We start from the raw sequence: 327 nt of genomic DNA, 5'->3' as shown, positions 1-327 counted from the left end.
CATCAGGTTTGCCGCCGAGCCGCCGCCGCAAAGGCTGCCTGTGAACCCGGCGCAGCCGACCGCCTGCGCCAGCCACCCGACGACGGCGTGCTCGATCGACGTCGCCGCCGGAGCCGATCGCCACGAGGTGACGTTCTGATTGAGCACCGCCGCCAGCAATTCCCCTACCGCGCCCACCGGCTCGCCCGAACCGAGCACGTAGGCGAAGAACCTGCCGGTCGATGGTCGCGCATGCGCAGCGATCAGCTTGAAGTCGTGCAGGACATCCCCGCCCCTGCCCTCCTCGGCCCAGGGCCGCGAGAAAAGCTCCGTCGTCTCTTTGCCGCT

Annotated in this window: 1 protein-coding gene; it reads right to left on the bottom strand. The window is 69.4% G+C overall.

Going from position 1 to position 327, the window contains the following annotated elements:
* Window positions 1-327, bottom strand: a 327-nt coding sequence (locus EN853_RS33415; protein ID WP_245517527.1) for a pyridoxal-dependent decarboxylase, incomplete at both ends; no start/stop codon positions are given.

Origin of the sequence: Mesorhizobium sp. M1C.F.Ca.ET.210.01.1.1 (assembly GCF_004791585.1) — a bacterium.
Lineage (GTDB): Bacteria > Pseudomonadota > Alphaproteobacteria > Rhizobiales > Rhizobiaceae > Mesorhizobium.
The sequence above is the reverse complement of the archived record's forward strand: the minus strand, read 5'-3'. Positions and strand labels throughout refer to the sequence as shown.